The organism is Streptomyces polyasparticus, from assembly GCF_014493765.1.
In the GTDB taxonomy this organism is placed as follows: Bacteria; Actinomycetota; Actinomycetes; order Streptomycetales; family Streptomycetaceae; genus Streptomyces; species Streptomyces polyasparticus.
This window is the reverse complement of sequence record NZ_JACTVJ010000004.1, coordinates 131,882-148,808: the sequence shown is the minus strand read 5'-3', so window position 1 is coordinate 148,808 and position 16,927 is coordinate 131,882. Positions and strand designations below refer to the sequence as shown.

Below are 16,927 nucleotides of genomic sequence, written 5' to 3'. Positions count from 1 at the left end.
GTCGGCTCACCCACGGTGAAGCTCCACTTAAATCTACTTCAGGGTGGAGCGTAGGAATGCTAAGAAGTGCGGGGCGCGACCCGTGCGGTGGGCCGCGCCCCTTCCCTCACTTCGGCTCAACGGCCGTGCCTCGTGCGGCCGTTGTGCCGCCGGCGCATCACGCCGGCTGCCACCAGGGCGCCTGCCCCGACGGCGAGCAGCGGCCGCGGGTGCCGCCGCCCGGTCTTGGCCACCGTGGCGGCCACGTCGAGCACCGGCTGCGGGGTGCTCTCCTGTACGCGGTGCGCGGTCTGCGAAGCGCGGCCCTGGACCTGCGTCGTGGCGCCCTTCAGGCGCTCACCGGCCTGCGCCGCCCTGGCCTTCGCCTGGTCCTTCAGCTCCACCGCCTGGTGCATGGCCTGGTCCTTCAGCTCACCGGCATGCTGCCTGGCCTCGGCCGCTTTGCCCGCTGCCCCGGCGGCCGCCCCCTTCGCCTGGGTCCGGGTGCTGTCCTTCGCGCCGGCCGCCTTGTCCTGCAGTCCGTGAGCCTTGTCCTTCATCCGTGCCGTCCTTTCCTTCACGCGCGTCCGTACCCTGGTCAGCCGCTCCTGCGCCCGGCCCTTCACATCGGCCTTGGCGGCCAACTCCTCGACGGTGGAGCCCAGTTCATTGCGGGTCTGCTCGATCTGCGCGCGCAGCTGCTCCGGTGTCTGCGCCGGTGCGCCGTCGGGCTCGGCCCGGGTGCCGGCGGTCGTCGCCCGCGCGCCGCCGGGTGCGGTCTGCGTGCCGTCGGTCCTCGCCTGTGTGTCGTCGGTCCTCGTCGCCCCCGCGGAGCTGTCCTTCGTCCGCGCGGGCGTCTCCTCGCTCATCGCGCCGCCCTCTCCTTGATCTCCGCCACATCGGCCCGGACGCTGTCGAGTGCCTGCTCGGGCACAGGGGGAGCCGCCCGGCCGAGCCGCTTGCGGCCCGCGGCCGCGAGGGCCCCCGCGGTCAGGAACAGCACACCGCTCACGATCAACGCACTGGCCCAGACGGGCAGTTCGAGGGCGAGCGCGGCCACCGCCGCGGCGGCGAGCACCATGAAGGCGACATACGCGACCGCGCCGGCCGCGCCGAGCAGTCCGCCGCCGCGCCCCGCCTGCTTGCCCTTCTCGGCCAACTCGGTCCGGGCCAGCTGAAGTTCCTGTCGTACGAGGGTGGAGAGCTGTTCCGAGGCACGGCTGACGAGCTCGCCCACCGAAGGGTGCTCATCGGCTTTCGTGTCCGGCTGCCGCACTTTGCCTGGCCCGCTCACGTATCCCGCCTCCCAAACTGTCGGGACTGCGGCGGGTACCCGCTTGCGTGTGCTCTATCCCCGGGGCCTGCGCTGTATTCGCGCCAGCTGCGTCTGGAACCAGTCGAGGCGTGCCTGCAACAGCGCGGCCTCCGCGACCAGTTCGGGCACGTCGTACGCCGCCGCCATCGCGACCGGCACGCTCCGCACCGTCAGGCCCTCGCCCGCGAGGCGCGCGAACGTGGCCCGGGCGAGCGATCTGCGTGCCCCCGCGCAGCGCGCGCAGACGCTTTCCAGGGCGCACCAGCCGGGCCTGCCCCACCCCGCGTCCGCGAGGACCGCACCCGGGGCGCCGCACGCGCACGGACCCGAGAACATCGTGCGCACCCGCTGCCTGGCATAGCGGAATCCGCGCTCGAAGCGGATGTACGCCCCCAGGACCGTCACTTCGAGCAGCGCGGCCCTGCGGTGTTCCGCCGTGCAGAGCAGGGCCTCGGCGTCCTGGCGTGCGTGTACGCAGTGGAAGCCGCAGTCGCAGCGGCGGTGCGGTGCGCGATGGCGGCGCCCGTAGACGCAGGCGGCCTCGTCGAGCACGCCGTACGGGAGCGCGGCGCCGAGGGAGACACCGATGAAGCCCGCCCGGGTGCCGTCCTGGGACAGCACCGGGTGGGCGATCTTGTAACCGGTCGGCGGCTCCGTCGGGCGTTCCTCGGGGAGCCGCCGGCTCATCCGGCGGGTACCTCGACCGGGGCGTCGGCCTCGGCCGCCGCCTCTTCGGCGCGGTACCCGGCCTCGGCCGGTTCCTCGCTGCCGGCCGCGGCGTTCACGAGCGGCTTTTCCTCGGCGTACCCGGTGGAGATGGCTTTGCCCAGCAGCATGACGGCCTCCAAGAAGGGACGACAGTCCTTGTCCTACCGAGGTCATACCGGGGGCGGACCCCCTCACGTATGACAGTCCTCGTCATAGTGGCGCACAGTGGGGCGAGTTGGCACCAGGGCGTCTCACCCTTCGGGCTCCGGTGCCCGGGGCCGTTCCGCCGGATGGCATGATCGGCCGGGGCGCGGCAGAGCCGAACAGAGAAGGCACTGCAGCACATGAGCAAGGAACAGAGGGTGGCCCTCGTCACCGGTTCGTCATCGGGGATCGGCGCCGCGACCGCGCGCCGGCTGGCCGCGGCGGGTGTCCGGGTCGTGGTCAACTCGGCCAGGTCCGTCGACGCGGGCAAGGCGCTCGCGGCCGAACTGCCGGACGCGGTCTACCTCCAGGCGGATGTGGCGAAGGACCCCGAGGGTCTGGTCGAGGCCGCCGTCGCGGCGTACGGACGCCTGGACATCCTCGTCAACAACGCCGGTACGACCCGCTTCATCGACCACGCCGACTTCGCCGCCGCGAGCCCCGAGGTGTGGCGCGAGATCCACGAGGTCAACGTGATCGGCGTCTGGCGCACCATCACGGCCGCGGTCCCGCATCTGCGTGCGCACGGCCGCGGCAGCGTCGTCAACGTCTCCTCCCAGGCCGGGATGTACGCCAACGGCAGCTCCATCCCGTACGCGGTGAGCAAGGCGGCCCTCAACCACATGACGCGGCTGCTCGCCAAGCAGCTCGGCCCGGACATCCGGGTCAACGCGGTCGCTCCCGGCATGATCGCCACGCCCTGGTACGAGGGCCAGGAAGGCATCGACGAGGCGATGCGTCAGGTCGCCGGGCGGCTGCCCCTGGGCCGGGTCGGCACCGCCGAGGACATCGCCGAGACGATCACCGATCTCGTCGACGCCTCGTACATCACGGGCGAGGTGGTCCTGGTGGACGGCGGAGGACATCTGCTCTGAGGGCGACGGGAGGCCGTGCGTGAGACGGAAGGCCGTGCGTGAGACGGGAGCCCGTGGTCACAGGGCGAGCTTGAAGCCCTCGTGGCTGCGGGCGAATCCGAGCCGCTCGTAGAAGCGGTGCGCGGCGCCCCGGCGTCTGTTGCTGGTGAGCTGCATCAGCCCGCAGCCGCGCGCGCGAGCCCGTTCGACCGCGAGCTCCATCAGCACCGCGCCGAGGCCGCCGCCCCGCCGGTCGGCCCGCACCCGTACCGCCTCGACCAGCGCACGCTCGCGGCCGCCCTGACCGAGTCCCGGGATGTACGTGAGCTGCGCACAGCCCACGACGAGTCCGGTGTCGTCGACGAGCACGAGCATCTCGTTGCGCGGATCCTCCTCGATCGCCGCGAACGCCCGCTCGTGCGCCGCACCGACCGCGACGGAGGCGGGATCCACGACGTGGTCCTCGTCGGCGAGCAGCGCGAGGACGGCGGGCAGATCGGCACGGGTGGCGGGGCGCAGGAGCATGGCGTGAGTCTCGCACGGGGCTCGAATTCGTTTGCGAGGCGCGTGCGGTCCCCGCGACCCTGGCTCCCATGACCGATGCACTGCACGAAGCACGCAAGCTGCTGGACGAAGGTGATATCCCCGCAACCGTACGGCAGTTGCGCTCCGCCGTGGACACGGCCGAGCTGCGAGAGATCGCCGGGGTGGTACGGAAGCTGTCCGAAGCGGTCGGCTTCGACGACCTGGCCGCCGCCGCGACGAAGCTCACCGAGCGGCCCGGCCAGGCCCAGGCCCTCTTCGATTTCGGCTACGGATGTGTCGAGCGAGGCATCTCCTTCCTCGCCGTCCCCGCCCTGCGCGAGGCCCTGCGCCTGGACCCCGACACCCCCATCGTGCTCAACGTGCTGGTCTCCGCGCTGGAGAACGAGTACCGGCACGCGGAGGCCGCCCGGCTGCTCGCCGAGCGTGACGCGACCCTGCTGCCCTGGCCCCAGCGCTATCTCCTCGCCCACAACGCCCTGCTCGCCGGGGATCTCGCCCAGGCCCGCGCCCAGCTGGACCGGCTGCCGGAGCCCCAGGACCCGCACTGGCTGTGGCCGCTCGGCCGGCTGCGGCGGATGACCGAGCGGGCCGCGGCCGCGGCGCCGCGTGACCTGAAGGATCTGCGCGGCTGGCAGTTCGCCGTGCACGGCGGGTATCTCCTGACGCGCTCGCCGTGGGGTTACGAGGCGGGGATGACCGGCCGCTGGGCCTACACCCAGGACTCGTACGACCGGATCCTGCACGGACTGCGGCGGCTCGGTGCGGTGCTGGGGACGGCAGGGGCCGCGCCGGCCTCCGTGTCGCTGCTGCCCGACCGCTCCTCACGGATTCTCGGCACGGCGGCCGCGCGCCACTTCGGGCTGCCCGTCGTCGAGTTCGACCCCGCGCGCACGGACACGCTCGTGGTCGCCTACGACCTGAACGACGGCGATCAGGAGCAGCTGTCCGCGCTCGGGGAGCGCACGCCCGGGCAGATCCTGTTCGAGCACGCGACGAGCTGGACCGACCCGCCCGTCGTACCGGCCGATGTGAGCACTCTGCTCGCGCAGGTCAACATCGCGCCGTGGGCGCGGACCCTGCGCGTGGTGGAGGGCGAGACGGAGCAGGTGCCGGCCGACGAACGGCCGGTGGACGAGCTCGCGGCCGAGATCCTCGCCGCCGGCCCGTACGAGGACGAGGGGGACGGGGAGGCGCCGGCCGACCCGGAGGAGGCGCTGACGTCCTTCGTCGCGGCGACCGCGGGCGCCTGGCGCAACGGGACCCGGGACCGGGTCGATTCGCCCGGTCCCGTGCCCGGTTCGCGCTTTCTGTGACGTGCCGCCGCCGGTGAGCCTCGGCCTGCGCCGAGACTCACGCCGCGCTGGGGGCAGCCGGCACTGAGGCCCATGCACGCGCTGCGGTCACCCGGCGCTGAGGCCCATGCACGCGCTGCGGTCACCCGGCGCTGAGGCTCACCGCCGGCAGCCAGCGGCGCACCTCGCCCCCGACGACCCCGGGAAAGTTCCGCACCCGCTCCCACTCCGGCGTGGGGGAGCCGACCCCGTCGCCGGGGGCCGCAAGGGCGTCGATGTGGTCCTGAACGCTCGCCCACTGGGCGAAGTTGAGGACCCGCGTCCCGTCGAAGCTGGTGTGGAAGTGGCCGGAGAGCCCGCCCGGGTGCGGGGCGGGATCCGAGCCGAGTGCTTCGAAGACCGTGTCGATCCAGGCCCGTTGCCGTGCCGGGTCGGGCCCGTCGAAGTCGACCTCCACGGTGACGACCGCCCCCGGCACCCGGCCGGGGTCCCGCGCTGCACCCTGGTACAGCTCGTACGTGTCGAGCCGTACCCGCTCGATGCCCGGCACCGCGTCGTCGATCTCGGAGTTGCGCTCCGTGCGGTGCCGGGCCACGAAGGCGTCGTAGTCGGACAGTTCGCGCCACTGCGACAGATGCAGCAGCGACGAACCGTCCGTGCCCTTGAGGACGCTGTAGGAGACCGGCCCGTCCACGGGCCAGGGCCGGCTCTCCCACGTCCTGGTGATCGCCTCGACCGCCGCGTCCTGCCGCTCGGGTGTGCCCACGTTCCAGGTGCTGGCGAGCACGGCCCCGATGCCCGGGCGGTCCAGGTCGGGAACAGTGTCGATACGCATGGTCATGGCGATCCTCCGTCGATAGCGCCGTTTCTCCGGCGATCACCATCCTGAAAGTTGAAGCACGGTTGAGGTCAAGGGCGGTCCGGGACCTACGGCTCGAAGCGCAGCACCTGCGGGTCGTGGTCGCTGTTCTGGTCGGCGAACTCGGCGTTGATGTGCACGCTGTCGTAGGAGTAGTCGTCGATGGAGGGGCTGGTCAGGATCTGGTCGAGGACCTGCGAGTTGCCCTGGTAGACGTACGAGTAGCGCTCGGCGCGCGGCAGCGAGGTGATCGAGGCCTCCAGTGCGCCGTCGGCCGTGAGCGCCTGGGTCGTCGCCGAGAACTCGAAGTCGTTGATGTCGCCGACGACCAGGACGTCCGCAGTGCGCTGGGCCTTGAGGATGTCCTTGACGAACGCGTTCACCGACTTCGCCTGCTCCAGGCGCTTGGCCTCGGAGGAGCGCGCCGGCGGCTGGTGGTGGGAGGTCAGGGACTCGTCGCCGCCCTTGGAGCCGAAGTGGTTGGCGATCACGAAGACCGGCCGGCCGCGGAAGCTGAACTCGCCCGCGAGCGGCTTGCGGCTGTTCTCCCAGGCCGCGTTCGCCGGGTCGATCCGACCCGGCGACAGCGTGAGGGCGGCGCGACCCTTGTCCCGTACGACCGAAGTGGCCGTCGTCGCGTCGCCGCCCGCGCGGTCCGTGAAGCTCACCCGCTCGGGGTTGAACAGGAAGACCTGGCGGATGTTGCCGCCCGGCTCGCCGCCGTCCTTGTTGTTCTCCGGGTCGATCGAGCGCCACTCGTACGCGGGACCGCCCGCGGCCTTGATCGCCTCGGTGAACTTGGCGAGGGTCTGCCCGGCCGCCACCGTGCCGTCGTTGGTCGCGCCGTTGTCGTCCTGGATCTCCTCCAGGGCAAGGATGTCGGGGCTCGCGAGGTTCTCGACGACCGCCTGCGCGAGCGCGTCGAACTTCTCCTGCGGGTCCTTCGGGTCCAGGTTCTCCACGTTGTACGTGGCCACGGCCAGCTCGTCGCGGTCCTGGCGGCGGGTCCGCTCGCGCTCCAGGTTCCGGTCCTCGACGGTGCCCAGGGTGCGGGCGGTCAGCGTGTAGCCGCCGAACTGGTTGAAGTCCAGCGGGCCTTCGGTGCGGCCCGTGAGGCGGTCGCCCACGTCGGCCTTCGGGAACGGGCTCTGCGAGATCGGGGCCAGCTGCTGGATCTGGATCCGGCCGGTGTTCTGCGAGGTGTACGAGCCGTAGCGGGCGCCGCCGCGGTTCGTCGGGTTCTCCCAGGGCTTCACCGTGACCCACAGCTCGCTGTACGGGTCCGTGGCGCCGACGACACGGGAAGTGCCGATCGCGACGTTCATGCCCTCGAGGGATTCGTAGTAGTCGAGTGCGTACGAACGCGGGTGCAGCGGGAGCTTGTTGATGCTGTTGCCGTCCGCCGGGTCACCCTCGGGGGTGTAGCGGGACGGGACCTGCCAGCCGTTGATGACCTGCGCCTCGGGCAGCGCGTTGCCCGAGGAGACCACGGTGATCGTCGGCTTGGATATCTGGGTGAGCGACTGGTTGCCGGAGTTGAGTCCGCCCGGGACGTACTCGGTGACCGTGCCGGACACCCGTACCGCGTCGCCCGCCTGGACCGTGGGGACCGAGCTGGTGAAGACGAAGATGCCCTCGCTGGTCGCGGCGTCGGTGTCCGGGGCGGTGTCCTGGATCCAGAAGCCGCGCGAGCCGTAGGTCCGCACGCCGGTGACGATGCCCTCGACCTCGCTGACCTGCTGGCCCACCAGCGGCGACAGCCGGGTCGTGCCCTGGATGTCGTGGATACGGACCGGGGCGGCCTCCGCGCTGCCCGTGGTGAGCAGGCCGGCGGCCAGGGCGATGGCGACGACGGTGGCGGTTCTGGGCAGCGGGTGCGGGCGGGCGGGGCGAGAAGGCATCAGATCACTCCGGATGAGGGCATAGGACGACTGGAGGTGGTGCGCGATCCGCTATGCGCGTAGACCTTGCGGGTGTCTACGGCCTTGCGGAGATCTACGCGCGTCAATCTCTTGGGTGGGCAGGGGAGTTGTCAAGGCTCCAGGGGTGTACGGCTTCTGACGGGTACATGAACCGGCCGGTCTGGGGTGAAATCCGTCTACTCTGGGGGCCGCCCGCCGTTGCCCACGGGGACCCGTACGAGGAGAGCCAGCACATGAGCCCGACGCCCGACCGCACCTCCCTGCCGCCGGCGCGCCTCGCCCCCGAGGCGGAGCTCGCCGCGGCCGCCCTTGCCGCACCGCTGCTCGCCCGCGCGGTACGGCTCGCCCGCTGGGCCGGGCCCGAGACCCGGGTCGGCGCGGGCGGCGAACTGGTCGACGAGCAGCTGCCCGCGGCGGCCGAACTGCTCGGGTACGCGGCCGACGACGAGGACGGGCCCGCGTACGCCAGCGAGGCCTGGCGCGTCGCGGTCGACACCGGTCTGGTCGATGTGACGGACGGCGACGAGGAGCACGACGGCACGGCGCAGGCCGGCGAGGACCTCGGCCTGATCACCTCGGGCGGGCCGGCCGACATCCTCGGGATCTGGCAGAACGCCCTGGACACAGTGCTCGCGGACGCGAGCGTGCCGGACCTGGACGACCTGGTGGACGCGCTCAGCGAGGGCGGCGAGATCGACCTCGACGCCCTTGGCTTCGACCCCGAGGCCGAGGCGGAGTTCCTCGACGGGGTGCTCGGCAACCTGTATCTGCTCACGGTCAGCGAGGACGGTCCCGGCGACGAGCCCGTGCCGCTGCCGGCGCTCGCCGCGTCCATGATCGTGCCGGACGACATGGGGGAGCCCACCGACGACATCCTGGAGCAGGTCTCGGACGCGATGATGCGCCTCGACGACCAGTTCCGGCTCCTGGAGCCCATCGGCCTGGTCGAATTCCGGCCGGTGGACGAGGAGTTGATGGTCGAGGCCGGTGACGAGGTCGCGGCCGCCCCCGAGGGTCTCGACGAGGAGGACATCAGCCGGTACGGGATGGTCCGCCTCACGCCGCTCGGTCTGTACGGCATCCGGGCCCGGATGCTGGAGGCGGGCGTGGACGCGCCGGCCGTCGGCGACCTGGCGGACAAGGGTGCGGACGTGCTGCTCGACGAGACGGCGTACTTCCCGCAGGTCGCGGCCCAGGCCGAGACGGAGCTGTGGCTCGCCGGGCGTGAACCGGTCGTGGCGGCGCGGGAGTTGCTGGCGGCGGCGCGAGGCGCGGACGAGGACGGTCCGCTGCGGCGGCTGCGCTGCCAGCAGGCGCTCTCGCTGACGGGGGCGTCCGCGGAGCCGGCGCTGCGGGAGGTGCTCGACGACGCGGAGCTGGGCGGTCTCGCGCGGGTCTGGCTCACGGAGCACGGCTTCGGCGATGTGCCGGCGCCCGATCCGGCGATGATCTTCTGGCTGACCATCGACACGCTGGCCGCGCAGCTGGCGGCGGAGGGCAACTCGGAGGAACTCCAGGGTCTGGTCGAGGGGTTGGCCTCGCAGCACGCCGGGTTCTTCGACACGGCGTGGCGGGTGGACCACCCCGCCACGGCGGACGTCCTGGAAGCGATGGGGCGTCTGCACCCCGACAAGAAGGTGGCGAAGGAGGCCCGCAAGGCCGCGTTCAAGGCGCGGTCGCGGGTGTAGTTCGCCCGGTTTCGGTCTCGGCGCCGGGTGCGGGTGCGTCCGGGCTGAGTTCGGTGGGCGGCCCCGTGGCACGGGACCGCCCACCACCCCGCGGGGAGCAGGGTTCAGCACTCGTAGCGCGTCGTGTGCTTGAACGAGGATGTCGCGCCGTCGAAGCCGTACGTGCCGCGGAACGCCGGCGGGTTCTGGTACTCGCCGACGATCGTGATCGTCGACGCGCACGAACCCTGGCCCGAGCGCTTCGCGTCGATGCGCAGATTCTCACCGACGAAGCCGCCGGTGATGTCCCAAGGCGCCCCGCAGATACCGGACTTGATCTGGCCGCCCGTCACCACGTGCGGGTACGTGTTGGGGTTGTACTTGACCTCCAGGGCGAACGTGATCTGCCCGTTGTGGAGGGTGAGCTTGCAGTCCGTGGAGACCGCTTCCGCGCCCACGTCCTGCTGCTGTGAGGCAAAGGCCTCGTCACGCGTCTTGACCTCGGCGCCCTGCGGGTTGAAGAAACGGTGCTCCGCCCGCTGCGAACCCGAACCCTTCTGCTTGCGTGCCTGCGTGGTCATCGTCCTGCCTCCTTCCGGCAACGACCGGCCTCAGGCCAGCTGTTCGGCGATCTCGACGCGCAGCAGCGCGCGGACGTTCTCGATGTGGTTGCACACGGTGACCACGGACGATCCGGCGAAGAGGAGCCCGACCGCCACGTTGTCCTGCGAGGTGACCAGCGAACCCGAGTCGCCGCCGGCGGAGATGTTCGTGGTGAGGATCTGGTCCTTGAACCGGGCCGTCCCCGCCGTGCCGTAGTTGACGTCGATGGTCGCGTCGACCGCGATGATCCGGCCGAAGGAGATGTTGGTCGTCCGGCCGGTCTTCTTGACCAGGTCGCCGACCGCCACGTTGGCCTTGCGCCGCCAGGCGCGCGGCGCACCGCTGAAGTACGTCTCCCGGGTGGCGTCCTGGAAGTCCACCGCGGCCAGCGCGGCGTCCACGACGTTGTTGTGCCGCTCCAGCGGGATCTGCGGGGCGAACTGGATCGTGATGAACCGTTCCAGCGTCGCTATGCGGTCCTGCGGGTCCTGCCCGCCGTCGAACGTGCCGGGCTGCAGGATCGCGGAGCCCAGCTGCGCCCGGTTGGAGTCGGCGAGCACATGGTTGTTGGACAGGATGTAGAACTTCGACGGCACGCCGAGTCCCGCACCCGGCGGATCCACCGTCGCACCGGGCAGGAAGTCGTAGACCACACTGCCGAGCGTGCCCGCGGTCACCCGTACGTTGCCCACCGAGAAACCCGAAGGGCAGGGCCGCATACGGCGCTTGAGCAGCTGCGGCTCGAACGCGCCGAGCCCGCCGAGCTCTTCGAGCAGCGGCTGCGAGAGCTGCGCGAGCTGCCCCGCGGCTTCCGGAGTCTGCTGTTCGTCACCGCGCGCGGACGGTACGGACCGCCCACGTCCCGTGGTGCGCTGCGCCGCCACATGACCGACCGCGATCACGTCGGTCGGGGTGCCGTCGTCCATCTGGCGCGGGACGACATCCCGCTCGGGCAGCATGGACTCGGGCACTTTCTGGGTCACGAAGACGAGCACGGCCTGCTCGCCGGTGGGCCGACCGTCAGCCCATTTCACCCCGTGGCCGAACCCGACCACATTGGCCAGCGGCGCCTCGCGCCGCAGGAAGTCACTCATCGCCTGCTGGCGGGAGCTGTCGCTCAGCTGCCCACCCGTAGGTCCTCGCATCAGTTCTGGCCGGCTCGTCACGCCTGACCACCCACTTCCCCTAGCGATGCGCAAGGGTTTCCCGGCGGCTCAGGACTCCTGGTCCTGGGCGTCGACAGGGCCGATCGCGAGCACGCGTACCGGCACGCCTTCGAGCTCGTCGGGAACCACGTCGTCGGCCGGGAGCAGTTCACGCGGTACCGCCCTGGTCACGAAGACGACGATCACGTCCTCGCCCGAGAGCTCATCCCGCCCGATCCCCACCCCGGTCACATTGGCCAGCTGCATCAGCCGGCCCTCATGGAGCCTGCGTGCCTCGTGTGCGTCCACCGGGCTCGCCTCTCCGCGTACAGCGCTCCTGCAGGTAGCTGTCTGTCTATTGCCGCCGCATACGGCGGTCAAGGGCCACCGCGTGAAATCTTGGGACTCGCTCCGAAAGGTCCCTGCCGACCTTGTTTACGAAGATTGGGAGCGCTTGCGGCACCCCACAAACGCACCCGCAAAACGGACGCACCGCCTCCCTGTACGGCCTTGCTCCCGTCTCAAGTACGCAGATGCGAAGCCCCGTTGAGGTCGAGCACCGTCCCCGACGCCCACTCCGCGGCGGGCGAGGCGAGCCACCGTACGGCCTCGGCGATCTCGTCCGCGGAGGCCACCCGGCCGAACGGGCTCTGCGCACGGATCGCCGCGCCCTCCGCTCCTTCGAGCCGGTGCGCCACCCGCTCCGTGTCGAAGAATCCCGGGGCCACGGAGGCGACACCGATCCCGTACGGGGCCAGCGACACGGCAAGGGACTGCCCGAGCGCGTGCACCGCGGCCTTCGTCGCGCCGTACGCGGGATGGTCCGGCTCGCCGCGGAAGGCGCCCCGCGAACCGATGTTGACGATCCGCCCGCCCCCGCCCTGCTCGATTATCCGGCGCGCGGCAAGATGGCTGAGATTCGCCGTGGCGAGCACATTGACCGCGAGGTGCCGCTGCCACAGCGCGGTCCATTCCTCGTACGGCGTTTCCGGAAGCGGATGGCGGAGGTTGACGGCGGCATTGTTGACGAGCACGTCGATCCCGCCGAGACCGGCGAAGGCCGCCTCCGCGACCTCCTGCGCGCCCGCCGGATCCGACACGTCGCCGCCGACGAGGACATGCCCCGTGCCGTCGAGGCCCTTGAGGGTCTCCTCGGCCTCCTCGCGCCGCGAGTGGAAGTGCACCGCCACGCGGTCGCCCTGCGCGGCGAAGGCACGCGCGACGGCGCGGCCGAGCCCGCGCGAGGCCCCGGAGACGAGGACGCGGCGGCCGGCGGGTGCGGAGGGGGTCACAGACGCGGAGGGATTCACGGAAGCGGGACTCCAGAAGTCGGACGGTGTTCAACCCCCGTTTATACGCGGGCGGAACTCTCGGCCCCGGACCACCCCTCACGTTCCGGCCCGCACCATCCAGGTCCCTGGACCGTCGCTTCAGGAGAGACGATGCCGCTCACGCGCAGAGACTTCGCCCGCCGCTCCGCCCTCACCGGTGCGGGCGTCGCGCTCGCCGGTACCGCAGGGGTACTCGCCACCACCGACGGCGCGCTCGCCTCCCAGGAGGTGACCGGCGCCGGTCACGGCGGCCGCCCGGACGGCCCCGGCTACGGCCCGCTCGTCCCCGATCCCGAGGGGATACTCGCGCTGCCCGCCGGATTCACGTACAAGATCATCACGTACAGCGGGAAGACGAAGCTGGACAGCGGCGAGTTCACGCCCTCGAACCACGACGGCACCGCCACCTTCGAGGGCCCGCGCGGCACCACGCTGCTCGTGAACAACCACGAGATGGACGGCCCGCGCGCCGACTACGACCACCCCGTGCCGCTCGCCGAAGGACTCGTCTACGACCCGGCCGCGGCAGGCGGCTGCACCGTCGTCGAGGTGCGCCGCGGCGGTGAGGTCGCCGAATGGGTGGGCATCGCCGGCACCTCCACCAACTGCGCCGGCGGACGCACCAGTTGGGGGACCTGGCTGACCTGCGAGGAGAACTCCGACAAGGCCGGCGAGAACGGCATGACGAAGGACCACGGCTATGTCTTCGAGGTGGACCCGTACGACCGCAGGGCCAACCGCGGCCCCAAGCCGCTGAAGTTCTTCGGGCGCTTCGACCACGAGGCCGTCGTCGTCGACCCGAAGACCGGGTACGCCTATCTCACCGAGGACGACAGCAAGCCCAACGGGCTCTTCTTCCGCTGGGTGCCGCCGCACGGGTTCAAGCACGGCCGCGGCCGGTTCGGGAAGCTCGCCGACGACGCGGGCACGCTGCAGGCGCCCAAGTGCTTCGACTCCGGCGGCAAGTTCGTCGACGACCTCTCGCGGGCCACGAAGATCGGCACGGTGTACGGCGTGGACTGGGTGGACGTGCCCGAGCGCGACGCGCAGCAGACCGCGATCCGCAAGCAGTTCAAGGACGGCGAGATCACCCGCGCCCGTAAGCTCGAAGGCATGTGGTGGGCCGACGGCGGCGCGTACATCGTCTCCTCGTACGCCCGCGCCGAGAGCCCCGGACAGCCGCACGACGGCCAGGTCTGGTTCTACCACCCGCGCCGCCGCACCCTGACGCTGAAGGTGCTGCTCGGCGTCAACCCCGACCCCTCCGTGGACGGCGCCTTCGACGGCCCCGACAACATCACCGTCTCCCCGTACGGCGGCCTGATCCTCGCCGAGGACGGCGAGGGCGTCTCGCACCTGTTCGGCGCCACGGACAGCGGCCGTACATACCCGATCGCGCGCAACGACCTGAACGTCGGCACCGAAGAAGAGCCCGAGTTCAGCGAGTTCGCCGGCGTGGTCTTCTCGCCCGACGGCAGGACGCTGTACGCCAACATCCAGGACCCGGGGATCCTCGTGGCCATCACCGGTCCCTGGAAGCGCAACTCGCGCCCGTAGTCTGGGGGCATGGACCACCTCACACCGGCCGTGGAGCTGGTCGCCGACGTCCTTGGACCCGAGCTCATCGGCGGCTACCTCCACGGCTCCGCCGTCCTCGGCGGGCTCAGGCCGGCGAGTGACGTGGACATCTTGGTGGTGTCCCGGCGCTCGTTGGATCCTGCTCGGCGCCGGGCACTCCTTGACGGGCTGCGCGTGCTGTCAGGCCTGGACGCGCCGTTGCGGCCCATCGAGTTGGCCGTGGTCGTCCAATCCGAGGTGCGGCCGTGGCGGTACCCGCCGGTCTGCGACTTCCTGTACGGGGAGTGGCTGCCGTGGTCGTACGAGAGCGGCGAGATGCCGCAGCCCTCACCGATGGTGGATCTCGCGCTGCTCCTCACGATGGCGCTCGCAGGGGACCGCACGTTGATCGGGCCGCCCCTCGCCACAGTGATCGACCCGGTGCCGCACGAAGACGTGGTGGCGGCGAGCGTGGCGGGCATCCAGGCGCTGGCGGCCGACCTCGACGACGACGAACGCAATGTGCTCCTGACGATGGCACGCACCTGGGTGACCGTCGCCACGGGCGAGATCCTGCCGAAGGACCAGGCGGCGGCCTGGGCACTCGAACGCCTTCCGGCCGAGCAGCGGCCCCCGCTGGCCCACGCGCGGGAGCTGTACCTGAACAGCACGTACGCCGAAGAGACGTGGAGCGACGAGCTCTGGCGCGGGGTGCGGCCCTGCTTCGACGCGATGCTCGCGCGGATGCAAACCCTCAGGGCACTGGGCTAGGCCGGCCGCTCGACGTACATGCCGTCCCTGAGGCCCGATCCGTAGAACGTCAGCTGATCCACGTCGACCACGTCGAAGTACGGCCGGTCGCCGACCGTGCACGGCCCGGCGGTTTCGCTGATCCCGCTGTCGGTCAGCTGCGACTTGCCCAGCAACAGGCGGTAGGGCGTGGCCTGTTCGACCGGTGCGGTCCAGGCGCACCAGGTGCCGTCCTCGCCGATCTCCATCCGCCAGGTCACCTGTTTGCCGACCGGGTCATCGGGGATGGCGAACGTCCACACGTTCCCCGCCTCGCGGTTCTCCCAGTCGCCCGGATAGCTCGCCGGGAAGCCGTTGCCCGGCTCGCCCGTGTCCGGTTCGCCGGTGGGGTCCTGGTTTTCGGAGGCGGAGGGCTTGGGGGAGGCCTTGTCGCTCGGCTTCTCTTCGGTCTTCTTGCCGGAGGGGCTCGCCGACGGCGAGGACGACGCGGACGGAGCGCCCCCCTTCGCCTGCGCGCCCTGGCCGCCGGGGTCGGTGCCGGCCGAGTTGCTGCGGCCGTCGTCGAAGCTCTCCTCGCCCCCCTTGCCGTCCAGGAGGTTCGGCAGCAGGACGTACGCTCCGGCACCCGCGGCCACGAAGACGCCCGCGAGTACCAGCGGAAGCGCGAGCCGGCGCCGGCGTTTCGGTGCGATCGCGGTGGAGGGCGGCGTGGGGTCCGGCGCGAGTGCGCCGGCGGCCGGTTCGGGGCGCGGGGTCGCCGTCCCGTGGTGCAGCGCCACCGTGCCGTGGTCGGCCGGGCTTCCGGCCGCGGACCGGGGACCGACGCCGCCCCGGCCGGCCGGGGTCTCGTTCCCCGGCAGGTCCGAGTCATCCCGTACGGGGGTGTGGCGCGTCCCGGACGCCGACGCCCGGGCGGGCTCCTGCGGCGCGTCCGCATCCGCATCGAGCAGCCGTACCGCCGCACGCCCCAGATGACCGACGAGCTCCGCCGGCAGCCACTCGCCCCCGGCCCCGGCGGCCGCCGCCGTGCGCTGCACGATCGACGCCAGCGAGGGCCGCTCCTGCGGCTCCTTGCGCAGGCACGCGCCGATCAGGTCGAGCAACTCGCCCTCGACGCCCGCCAGATCCGGCTCCTCGGACACGATCCGGAACATCTGCGCGTGCGGTCCGATCTCGGACTTGCCGAAGGGACGCCGGCCCGTGGCCGCGTACGCGAGCAGCGCGCCGAGCCCGAACACATCGCTCTTCGCGCCCACCGGCTCGCCCCGCACCTGCTCGGGGGACATGAAGCCGGGGGAGCCCAACGCGTACCCGGTACGGGTGAGTTCGTTGTCGAGCGCGAGATGGCGGGCGATACCGAAGTCGATGACCAGAGGGCCGTCGAGGGTGAGCAGGACGTTGGACGGCTTGAGGTCGCGGTGCACGAGCCCCGCCGCATGGATCGCGGTGAGCGCCTGGGCGAGCCGCCCCGCCATCACCAGGACCGTGTGCTCGGGCAGCGGACCGTACTCCTGCTCGACGATGGCGTCGAGACCGGGCCCCGGCACGAACGCCGTGGCGATCCAGGGCGATTCGGCCTCGGTGTCCGCGTCGAGCACACGGGCCGTCCAGTCGCCGCCCACCTTGCGGGCCGCCTCCACCTCGCGCCGGAAGCGCTGCCGGAAGGAGTCCTTGGCGGCGAGCTCCTCGCGCACCACCTTGACCGCGACGGTGCGGCCGCCGGGGGACCGGGCGAGGAACACCTCGCCCATGCCGCCGCTGCCGAGCCGGCCGAGCAGCCGGTAAGGACCGATCTGCCGTGGATCCTGCTCCCTGAGCACCTGCATGACCTGCCCGCCACCTTCCCCCGTACGGCTCGGGGTGATGGTACCCAGGGGGCGCGGGTGCCTCGCGGGGCGTACCGCCAAAACCTTGGGCGCCGTGAAAACCCTTGGCGCCGTGCCGGGTTCTCTCCCTAGCCTGGACTCACTTGATGCACCTCCCGGTGCGAAGGCCCGCGGCTCCTTCTTCTGCAGAAATCACGCCGCACGGCCGTCCTGATCTCGGGAGGCCTTTCAGCAAGGGGAGTGCCCGGTGCGCAGGCAGCGGTTACTTCTCTGGATCAGAGGGTTGCGGGTTCGAGTCCCGTCATCGGCTCCGGGCCGGTGTAGCTCAATCGGTTAGAGCATCTGACTTGTCACCGCCGTCGACTTCCG

General features: G+C 71.5%; 17 protein-coding genes. 5 read left to right on the top strand and 12 right to left on the bottom strand.

Annotated elements, in window-relative coordinates:
• Positions 1-116: 116 nt before the first annotated feature.
• The 4 genes from H9Y04_RS46540 to H9Y04_RS04985 form a co-directional block, all read right to left on the bottom strand.
• Positions 117-848 carry a DUF3618 domain-containing protein gene (locus H9Y04_RS46540; RefSeq protein WP_236070596.1) on the bottom strand — a complete coding sequence of 244 codons (732 nt, stop codon included), beginning with the start codon at positions 846-848 and terminating at the stop codon, positions 117-119.
• Positions 845-1,255: a phage holin family protein gene (locus H9Y04_RS04995; RefSeq protein WP_187813040.1), complete on the bottom strand. Its 411-nt coding sequence runs from the start codon at positions 1,253-1,255 to the stop codon at positions 845-847. The genes H9Y04_RS46540 and H9Y04_RS04995 overlap by 4 nt, the downstream gene beginning before the upstream one ends.
• Before the next feature lie 72 nt (positions 1,256-1,327).
• Positions 1,328-1,981 (bottom strand): hypothetical protein, encoded by a 654-nt coding sequence (locus tag H9Y04_RS04990; RefSeq protein WP_187812432.1) that lies wholly within the window; start codon positions 1,979-1,981, stop codon positions 1,328-1,330.
• Positions 1,978-2,130, bottom strand: coding sequence for a hypothetical protein (locus H9Y04_RS04985; protein WP_187812431.1), 153 nt, complete (start codon positions 2,128-2,130; stop codon positions 1,978-1,980). The genes H9Y04_RS04990 and H9Y04_RS04985 overlap by 4 nt, the downstream gene beginning before the upstream one ends.
• 216 nt (positions 2,131-2,346) lie before the next feature.
• On the opposite strand from H9Y04_RS04985, the gene H9Y04_RS04980 reads away from it, so the two are divergent.
• A complete protein-coding gene (locus tag H9Y04_RS04980; protein ID WP_187812430.1) occupies positions 2,347-3,081 on the top strand; it encodes an SDR family NAD(P)-dependent oxidoreductase in 735 nt (244 codons plus the stop codon).
• Positions 3,082-3,138: 57 nt separating this feature from the next.
• Here the strand turns inward: H9Y04_RS04980 and H9Y04_RS04975 are convergent, their stop codons facing one another.
• On the bottom strand, positions 3,139-3,585 hold the full coding sequence (locus H9Y04_RS04975) for a GNAT family N-acetyltransferase (protein WP_187812429.1): 447 nt from the start codon (positions 3,583-3,585) through the stop codon (positions 3,139-3,141).
• A gap of 68 nt (positions 3,586-3,653) precedes the next feature.
• Between H9Y04_RS04975 and H9Y04_RS04970 the strand changes: the two genes are divergently transcribed.
• The gene (locus H9Y04_RS04970; protein WP_187812428.1) at positions 3,654-4,919 is read left to right on the top strand and encodes a tetratricopeptide repeat protein; all 1,266 of its coding nucleotides are present in this window, start codon (positions 3,654-3,656) and stop codon (positions 4,917-4,919) included.
• A 121-nt stretch (positions 4,920-5,040) separates the two neighbouring features.
• Here the strand turns inward: H9Y04_RS04970 and H9Y04_RS04965 are convergent, their stop codons facing one another.
• Entirely contained in the window at positions 5,041-5,739 is a 699-nt protein-coding gene (locus H9Y04_RS04965) for an antibiotic biosynthesis monooxygenase (protein ID WP_187812427.1), read from the bottom strand.
• Positions 5,740-5,825: 86 nt separating this feature from the next.
• Positions 5,826-7,658, bottom strand: a complete 1,833-nt coding sequence (locus H9Y04_RS04960; RefSeq protein ID WP_187812426.1) for a DUF8508 domain-containing protein — start codon at positions 7,656-7,658, stop codon at positions 5,826-5,828.
• 254 nt (positions 7,659-7,912) lie between these two features.
• Here H9Y04_RS04960 and H9Y04_RS04955 point away from each other — a divergent pair, with 254 nt between their 5' ends.
• A complete protein-coding gene (locus tag H9Y04_RS04955) occupies positions 7,913-9,367 on the top strand; it encodes a hypothetical protein (protein WP_187812425.1) in 1,455 nt (484 codons plus the stop codon).
• 104 nt (positions 9,368-9,471) lie between these two features.
• On the opposite strand, the gene H9Y04_RS04950 is transcribed toward H9Y04_RS04955, so the two are convergent.
• From H9Y04_RS04950 to H9Y04_RS04935, 4 genes are all read right to left on the bottom strand, one after another.
• A complete protein-coding gene (locus tag H9Y04_RS04950) occupies positions 9,472-9,927 on the bottom strand; it encodes a hypothetical protein (protein ID WP_187812424.1) in 456 nt (151 codons plus the stop codon).
• Between the two features lie 30 nt (positions 9,928-9,957).
• Positions 9,958-11,115 carry a chymotrypsin family serine protease gene (locus H9Y04_RS04945; protein ID WP_308800863.1) on the bottom strand — a complete coding sequence of 386 codons (1,158 nt, stop codon included), beginning with the start codon at positions 11,113-11,115 and terminating at the stop codon, positions 9,958-9,960.
• A gap of 48 nt (positions 11,116-11,163) precedes the next feature.
• On the bottom strand, positions 11,164-11,403 hold the full coding sequence (locus tag H9Y04_RS04940) for a hypothetical protein (RefSeq protein WP_308800862.1): 240 nt from the start codon (positions 11,401-11,403) through the stop codon (positions 11,164-11,166).
• 212 nt (positions 11,404-11,615) lie between these two features.
• A complete protein-coding gene (locus H9Y04_RS04935; protein WP_187812423.1) occupies positions 11,616-12,404 on the bottom strand; it encodes an SDR family NAD(P)-dependent oxidoreductase in 789 nt (262 codons plus the stop codon).
• Positions 12,405-12,536: 132 nt separating this feature from the next.
• On the opposite strand from H9Y04_RS04935, the gene H9Y04_RS04930 reads away from it, so the two are divergent.
• Positions 12,537-13,982: an alkaline phosphatase PhoX gene (locus H9Y04_RS04930; RefSeq protein ID WP_187812422.1), complete on the top strand. Its 1,446-nt coding sequence runs from the start codon at positions 12,537-12,539 to the stop codon at positions 13,980-13,982.
• 9 nt (positions 13,983-13,991) lie between these two features.
• Positions 13,992-14,753, top strand: coding sequence for an aminoglycoside adenylyltransferase domain-containing protein (locus H9Y04_RS04925; RefSeq protein ID WP_187812421.1), 762 nt, complete (start codon positions 13,992-13,994; stop codon positions 14,751-14,753).
• On the opposite strand, the gene H9Y04_RS46535 is transcribed toward H9Y04_RS04925, so the two are convergent.
• Positions 14,750-16,558 carry a serine/threonine-protein kinase gene (locus H9Y04_RS46535; protein WP_187812420.1) on the bottom strand — a complete coding sequence of 603 codons (1,809 nt, stop codon included), beginning with the start codon at positions 16,556-16,558 and terminating at the stop codon, positions 14,750-14,752. The genes H9Y04_RS04925 and H9Y04_RS46535 overlap by 4 nt on opposite strands.
• Positions 16,559-16,927 lie beyond the last annotated feature (369 nt).